Origin of the sequence: Cupriavidus phytohabitans (assembly GCF_017815025.1) — a bacterium.
Classification (GTDB): domain Bacteria; phylum Pseudomonadota; class Gammaproteobacteria; order Burkholderiales; family Burkholderiaceae; genus Cupriavidus.
The window spans coordinates 53,295-60,146 of record NZ_JAGIQB010000044.1 but is presented as its reverse complement, the minus strand read 5'-3'; the positions used below and the strand labels follow the sequence as shown (position 1 = coordinate 60,146).

7 protein-coding genes are annotated in these 6,852 nt (G+C 64.4%); 3 read left to right on the top strand and 4 right to left on the bottom strand.

The window, feature by feature from the left end:
* The 3 genes from J8I34_RS25695 to J8I34_RS25685 all read right to left on the bottom strand — a co-directional run.
* A partial coding sequence (locus tag J8I34_RS25695; RefSeq protein WP_209807293.1) for an alcohol dehydrogenase catalytic domain-containing protein occupies positions 1 to 200 on the bottom strand: 200 nt, incomplete at its 3' end.
* Positions 201 to 321: 121 nt separating this feature from the next.
* A complete protein-coding gene (locus J8I34_RS25690; protein ID WP_209807292.1) occupies positions 322 to 726 on the bottom strand; it encodes a cupin domain-containing protein in 405 nt (134 codons plus the stop codon).
* Between the two features lie 4 nt (positions 727 to 730).
* Entirely contained in the window at positions 731 to 1,483 is a 753-nt protein-coding gene (locus J8I34_RS25685; protein ID WP_209807291.1) for an SDR family oxidoreductase, read from the bottom strand.
* A gap of 201 nt (positions 1,484 to 1,684) precedes the next feature.
* Here J8I34_RS25685 and pdxR point away from each other — a divergent pair, with 201 nt between their 5' ends.
* Positions 1,685 to 3,202: a MocR-like pyridoxine biosynthesis transcription factor PdxR gene (gene pdxR / locus J8I34_RS25680; RefSeq protein WP_209807290.1), complete on the top strand. Its 1,518-nt coding sequence runs from the start codon at positions 1,685 to 1,687 to the stop codon at positions 3,200 to 3,202.
* A gap of 190 nt (positions 3,203 to 3,392) precedes the next feature.
* Here pdxR and J8I34_RS25675 read toward each other — a convergent pair whose 3' ends face one another.
* The gene (locus tag J8I34_RS25675) at positions 3,393 to 4,364 is read right to left on the bottom strand and encodes a LysR family transcriptional regulator (protein ID WP_029048885.1); all 972 of its coding nucleotides are present in this window, start codon (positions 4,362 to 4,364) and stop codon (positions 3,393 to 3,395) included.
* A gap of 151 nt (positions 4,365 to 4,515) precedes the next feature.
* Here J8I34_RS25675 and J8I34_RS25670 point away from each other — a divergent pair, with 151 nt between their 5' ends.
* Complete coding sequence (locus tag J8I34_RS25670) at positions 4,516 to 5,067, top strand: flavin reductase (RefSeq protein ID WP_209774469.1); 552 nt, start codon at positions 4,516 to 4,518, stop codon at positions 5,065 to 5,067.
* 164 nt (positions 5,068 to 5,231) lie between these two features.
* Positions 5,232 to 6,785 carry a 3,5,6-trichloro-2-pyridinol monooxygenase TcpA gene (tcpA, locus tag J8I34_RS25665; RefSeq protein WP_029048883.1) on the top strand — a complete coding sequence of 518 codons (1,554 nt, stop codon included), beginning with the start codon at positions 5,232 to 5,234 and terminating at the stop codon, positions 6,783 to 6,785.
* The last annotated feature ends 67 nt before the right edge of the window (positions 6,786 to 6,852 follow it).

Below are 6,852 nucleotides of genomic sequence, written 5' to 3'. Positions count from 1 at the left end.
ATGCCGGCGCCTTCATGGCCCAGGATCGCCGGGAAAATGCCTTCGGGATCGGCGCCGGACAGCGTGTAGTAGTCGGTATGGCAGATGCCGGTGGCCTTCACTTCCACCAGCACTTCCCCGGCGCGCGGGCCGTCCAGGTCTACGTCTTCGATCGTTAGCGGCTTTCCCGCCCCCCAGGCAACTGCTGCGCGAGTTTTCATCGGTCCGTTCCGTCGGTTGGTTTGTCGCGCCTGACTATAAAGGCATCGCCTATGGCGATGGCCGGGCCGGCATGCACTTGTCCGAAAACAAACCTAAGTTGGCCGACGGTTGGACCCATTCTCACTTCACGGGAGTCAGAATTGGTGCGCCCTTATTCTTGATCAGCAACACGACAAACCTGGCCGGCTGTGTGGAACTGGCATTGCGCCCGACGGTATGGATGTCATTGGGGCCTTCGTGGAAGGTATCGCCGGGCTTGAGTGTCACCTCCTTGCCACCCTTGAGGGCCATGACAATGCTCCCTTCGAGCACGTAGACAAAGGCGTGTGCATCATGTCGATGCACGGGGTCGGCCGAGCCGGGCGGATACTCCACGATGATCATCTCAGCTTCCTTGCCCGGGTACTCGGGCAATGGTTCCGTCCGCAAGGGCGTGACCTTCGCTTCAGGTGCAGCCACCGCCGGCTGCGCCGCCATCAGGCACGACAGCATCAGCGACGCGGCAAACGACACAATTGTTTTCATGGCATTACTCCTTGTTCGCTTGCGACAGCCACTGATCGAGGCTGACGCGACCGATCCGCGCGTCGCCGAGCGGTACGAGAGAAAATTCCTCGACCTGGCCGCCGTAGTACAGCGCATCGCGGTCCGTCACGACCGAGCGGGCGTCACCTGTCGACTTCAGATAGCGCGCAACGATCTCCGCGAAGGGCGCGCGGTCCGGGCCGGCGATCTCGATGATGCCGTTCCGCGGTGCTTCCAGCGCGACTTGCGCAAGGATTGCCGCGACGTCCTGTGAAGCGATCGGCTGAAACAGTCCGTCTCCGACGCGCACGGTGGTGCCGTCCGTGCTGAAATCCGCGATGCCGCCGAGGAACTCCATGAACTGGGTGGCGCGCACGATTGTGTACGGCACGCCGGCAGCTTCGATCGCCTCTTCCTGGGCGACCTTGGCCGTGAAATAGGCATTCCCCGGCATGCGGTCGGTGCCGACGATGGACAGCGCGACGTGATGGCGCACGCCTGCGGCGACTTCGGCCTTGCCGAGATTGCGCGCAGCGGTGCGGAAGAAATCGAGTACCGCCTGTGGCTCCCAGGATGGTGCGTTCGCCACATCCACGACGACGTCAGCGTCCTTGAACGCCTGCTCCAATCCTTCGCCCGTCACGCTGTTCACGCCGGTACTCGGAGACGCCGCGACCGCCGTATGGCCAGCATTGGTAAGCAGCGCGACAAGTTGGGAGCCGATCAGGCCGGAACCACCGATTACAACGATCTTCATGGCAAATTCTCCAGATTAGGTTGGGAGTGCGCGGTGCGCCTGGTGGGGCGGCATCTCATGCAGGTGCCTGTCCCCGTCGCATCGCGTGAGATTATTGTGGAACAATCATGCCCTATGGATAAGGGCCAAGAATTATCGAAATGACTAGGCCAAGCCCCTTCTGCTTTCCCCATTCCGCACTCCATTGCCCGCGAGCTGATCATGACCGCACGGACTTCCTCATTGGCCATCGAAATCGATCGCCAGAACCGCTCGCCGATCTACATGCAGATTTGCGAGCGGTTCAGGACGGCGATCGCGGCAGGGCACCTGCGTCCCGGCGATCGCGTGCCCGCGCTTCGGGGCCTTGCCACGCAATTGAATACGGCCCGGGGCACGGTCGAAATGGCCTATACCATCCTAGTCGATGAGGGCTACCTGCAGATGCGGGGTGCGGCGGGGACGTTCGTATCCGCCTCGCTGCCGGCGGCGGTGACGCGTTCTGCGAGTAGGCAGGTGCGGCAGGACACGCGCGCGAAGGAGGAGGGCGCGTCCACAGTGCCTGATCCATCGTGCAGCCGGCAGCCGGCACCGCGTCGGCTGGCCATCGCGGTGGCGATGAGCGGGGAGCCGAAGCCGTTGCAACCCGGGCTGCCGGCGCTCGACGCGTTTCCGCGCAAGCTCTGGAACCGGCTTGTCTCGCGTTGCGCGCGTAGCGGTGAACGCGCGATGCTCGCCTACCCGGACCCGGTCGGGTATCGGACGCTGCGCGAACACATTGCCACCTATCTTGGCTTGTCGCGCGGCGTCGCGTGCCTGCCGGAACAGGTATTCATTACCGCGGGCTACCGCGCAACGCTGGAACTTGTCTTGCGCAGTCTCGCGAGCCCCAGCGACCGCATGTGGTTCGAGGATCCCGGCTATCTGCTCGCGCGCGGCTTTCTGGCCGAAGCCGGCGTCCAGCTGGTACCGGTGCCGATAGATAGCGAAGGCATCGATGTCGAGCGCGGCATCGCGCTGGACCCACAGGCGCGTTTCGCACTGGTTACGCCATCGCATCAGGCCCCGCTCGGGCACACTTTGTCGCTCGCCAGGCGCATGGCGCTGCTGGATTGGGCGGCGAAAGGGTCTCGCTGGATCATCGAGGACGACTACGACAGCGAGTTTCGTTATACGGGCCGCCCACTGCCGGCGTTGAAAAGCCTCGACAGGAACGATAGCGTGATTTATTGCGGCACCTTCAGCAAGGTGATGTTCCCTGGACTGCGTCTGGCTTATGCCGTGGTGCCGGAGCGCGCTGTCGAACGCGTCGGGCGCGTGGCCTGCAGCATGAACGCCGGCTCTCCGATGCTGTTGCAGGCGGCCGTGGCGGACTTTATCGAACAGGGGCATTTTGCGCGGCACGTGAAGCGGATGCGCGCGTTGTACGGACAGCGACGCATGCTGATTGCGCATGCGCTGGAGCAGGCGTTCGGGGAGCGCATGCTTGTCGCCTTGCCGCACGGCGGAATCCAGTTCGCGGTCCGGTTTGCCGACGGCCCCGATGGTCCCGTCGACGATGTGGCTGTTGCCTCGCGCGCAGGCGACGCGGGGCTCGCGGTGCTGCCGCTGTCGATCTGGTATGCGAACGGACGCACGCGCCGCACACCACGTGGTCTGGTAATGGGCTTCGCGAACGTCACCGATGCAAGGGAGGCGTCTCGTCTCGCGCGGACGTTGCATGGGTGCCTCGACGGCTAGGCCGGCGCCGGGTTGAAGAAGCGCACCGATACCGCGCTGCCGGGCGTCGGCGCGAACTGCCGCCAGACGCAGCGGGTCTGCTTGCCTTGTCACCTGCATGATGCTCTCCTCCTCTTGTCATGCACCGCATGCTAGGAGGCGATGGCGCAGGACGCCAATCCTTTGCCTTCATGGTGACTATAACCAGCGCTCATCGCTCCATGTCCGCCCCGGCAGCCGCGCCCGCCACGGCATCGTGCCGGGCAAACAGCCTGTGCACCAGCGCGCGGATCCACTGGTTGCCCGGCTCCCGGTGCACGCGATCGTGCCAGTGCTGGGCGATGTCCATGCCGGGCAGCGTCAGCGGTGGCGTCACTACCGTCAGATCCAGGTCCTTGCAAAGCGCACGGGCGAGGGTCAGCGGCAAGACCGCCACGGCGTCCGAATGCCTGGCAATCAGGCCGGCAGTGGCGAAGCTCGGCACGCGGCAGATGATATTGGTGTGCGGCACGGCGGCTTCGATGGCGCGCTCGATGCTGAGGTGCTGGTGGCCGGTGCCCACCGCGGAGACCAGCACATGCTTCTCGGCGATGAAGGCATCCCGATCGCCAAGCCGGGCCAGCCGCGGATGGTCCTTGCGCACGACCGCGCCGTAGGTTTCGTGCCATAGCAGTTGGCGGCGGATGCTCTGCGTCAGCCCGGGGAACGAGCCGATGGCCAGGTCGACAAGGCCGTTCTCCAGCCAGATGTCGAGATGCGTGGCATCGGCGTTGACCGCCTGCACCAGGATGCCCGGCGCTTCGTCCGCCAGACGGCTCAGCAGCGGCGGCAGCATCTGCGAGGCACCGGCATCGAGCAGGAAGAAGCTGAAGCTGCGCTGGCTGGTGCGCGGGTCAAAGCCGACATGGTCCGCGCGCAGCGCACGCACGCTTTGGAGAATACCCCGCACCGGCTCGGCCAGCTCCAGTGCCTTGGGTGTCGGCTCCATGCGCAGGCCGACGCGGACGAACAGCGGATCACCGAAATACTGGCGCAGCCGCGCCAGCGTCTTGCTCAACGCAGGCTGGGTCAGGTTGAGCACGCGCGCTGCCTTGGTGAGGCTGCGCTCGCTCAGCAGCACATCCAGCACCAGCAGTTGATTCAGGCTGAGTTCGTCTTCATGACGCTGGGGAATAGTGTCCATGACGCGAGGTGATTAGCAAACGGGCCGGCTCGGCTGTAGTCTAGTTTCACACAGCTGGCACAGATCAGAAAGCAGGGTTTCCAGAGACAAAGCTTCCTCCAGGCCCAGTCGCATGGGCAACGAGGAAGGCCCCAACAAGGAGGAGATCGCCATGTCGTCCGCAGCCTTCATCGAAGCCGGCGCGAGTCGCTTTACCGATGCCGCCATCGACGCCACCAGCTTCCGCGACGCCTTGTCGCGTGCGGTCACCGCCGTGACCGTCATTGCCACCGACGGCGCAGGCGGCCGCGCCGGCGTCACGTGCTCGGCTGTCTGTTCAGTGAGCGATGCGCCGCCCACCGTGCTTTTCTGCATCAATCGCCGCAGCGCGGCAAACAGCGTGATCAAGTCCAACGGCGTGGCCAGCATCAACTGGCTCCACGCCAGCCAGACCGCGGTGTCCCAACTGTTCGCCGGAGCCGGAGCGGTGCCGATGGCGCAGCGCTTTGACGGTGACAGCTGGGACGTGTTCGCCACCGGCGCGCCATACAGCAAATCCGCCGTCGTCGCGCTCGACTGCAAGGTCGTCGACCAGTTCGAGATCGGCACCCACAGCGTCTTCGTCGCGCAGGTGCTCGGCAGTTCCGGCGCCGAAAGCAGCAACGACACGCCGCTGGTCTACTGCCGGCGCAGCTACGCCACCACGCAGCCAGTCGCGGCGTAAGGCCGGCTTCAGGCCGGCTTCAGGCGGGATTAAGGCGGGCTTAAGTCCGCATACGGCGGCCTGGCGCGCGCCAGGCGGCACCCGAAATTCCTATCCGCGTCCATATGCCCTTCCCCCGGGCAGGGACTGTCACACCCCGAAAAAACCACCAAGGAGACCTCGCGATGATTCGCACTGGCAAGCAGTACCTGGAATCGCTCAACGACGGCCGCAACGTATGGGTCGGCAATGAGAAGATCGACAACGTCGCGACGCACCCCAAGACGCGGGACTACGCGCAGCGTCACGCTGACTTCTACGACCTGCACCATCGTCCCGACCTGCAGGACGTGATGACCTTCATCGACACCGACGGCGAACGCCGCACCATGCAGTGGTTCGGCCACTTCGACAAGGAACAGCTGCGCCGCAAGCGCAAGTACCACGAGACGATCATGCGCGAGATGGCCGGCGCTTCGTTTCCGCGCACACCGGACGTCAACAACTACGTACTGCAGACCTACATTGACGACCCGTCGCCGTGGGAAACGCAGACGATCGGCGCCGAGGGCAAGGTCAAGGCAAAGAATATTGTCGACTTCGTCGACTTCGCCAGGAAGCACGATCTGAACTGCGCGCCGCAGTTCGTCGACCCGCAGATGGACCGCTCGAGCCCGGATGCCCAGCAGCGCTCGCCCGGCCTGCGCGTCATCGAGAAGAACGACAAGGGCATCATCGTGTCAGGGGTCAAGGCTATCGGCACTGGCGTCGCCTTTGCGGACTGGATCCATATCGGCGTGTTCTTCCGCCCTGGTATCCCGGGCGACCAGGTCATCTTCGCCGCCACGCCGGTCAACACCCCGGGCGTGACCATCGTCTGTCGTGAGAGCGTGGTCAAGGACGACCCCATCGAGCACCCTCTGGCCGCGCAGGGCGACGAACTGGACGGCATGACGGTATTTGAGAACGTCTTCATCCCATGGTCGCATGTGTTCCACCTGGGCAATCCCGAGCACGCCAAGCTCTACCCGCAGCGTGTGTTCGACTGGCTGCACTATCACGCCCTCATCCGCCAGTCGGTGCGCGCCGAGCTGATGGCCGGCCTGGCGATCCTGATCACCGAGCATATCGGTACCAGCAAGATCCCGGCAGTGCAGACTCGCGTGGCCAAGCTGATCGGCTTCCACCAGGCCATGCTCGCGCACATCGTCGCCAGCGAAGAGCTGGGCTTCCATACGCCGGGTGGTGCCTACAAGCCGAACATCCTGATCTACGACTTCGGCCGGGCGCTCTACCTCGAGAACTTCTCGCAGATGATCTATGAGCTGGTCGATCTCTCCGGACGCAGCGCGCTCATCTTCGCGAGCGAAGACCAGTGGAACGATCAGGCGCTCAACAGCTGGTTCGAACGCATGAACAACGGTCCGGTGGGCAAGCCGCACGACCGCGTGAAGATCGGCCGCGTGATCCGCGATCTGTTCCTGACCGACTGGGGCAACCGCCTGTTCGTCTTCGAGAACTTCAACGGCACCCCGCTGCAGGCGATCCGCATGCTGACCATGCAACGCGCCGAGTTCTCGGGCGCGGGCCCCTACGGCACCCTGGCTCGCAAGGTCTGCGGCATCGAACTGAGCGAAGGCAACGAGAGCGAATACAAGGCCACCGCCGGCTACGCCAAGGCGCTGGATTCGGCGCGCCACCAGGAAAAGCTGGCCCTGAGCGGCACGATGACTGTGTGACCGCCTGACCGCCTGACCCTCCGGCCAGCGCTGCCTGGCCGGAACACCTGAAACATGCAAGGAGGGA

Bases quoted from the DNA above. Each gene is read 5' to 3' on its own strand.
- J8I34_RS25690 (WP_209807292.1), bottom strand. From the start codon at position 726: ATGAAAACAATTGTGTCGTTTGCCGCGTCGCTGATGCTGTCGTGCCTG.
- J8I34_RS25685 (WP_209807291.1), bottom strand. From the start codon at position 1,483: ATGAAGATCGTTGTAATCGGTGGTTCCGGCCTGATCGGCTCCCAACTT.
- pdxR (WP_209807290.1), top strand. From the start codon at position 1,685: ATGACCGCACGGACTTCCTCATTGGCCATCGAAATCGATCGCCAGAAC.
- J8I34_RS25675 (WP_029048885.1), bottom strand. From the start codon at position 4,364: ATGGACACTATTCCCCAGCGTCATGAAGACGAACTCAGCCTGAATCAA.
- J8I34_RS25670 (WP_209774469.1), top strand. From the start codon at position 4,516: ATGTCGTCCGCAGCCTTCATCGAAGCCGGCGCGAGTCGCTTTACCGAT.
- tcpA (WP_029048883.1), top strand. From the start codon at position 5,232: ATGATTCGCACTGGCAAGCAGTACCTGGAATCGCTCAACGACGGCCGC.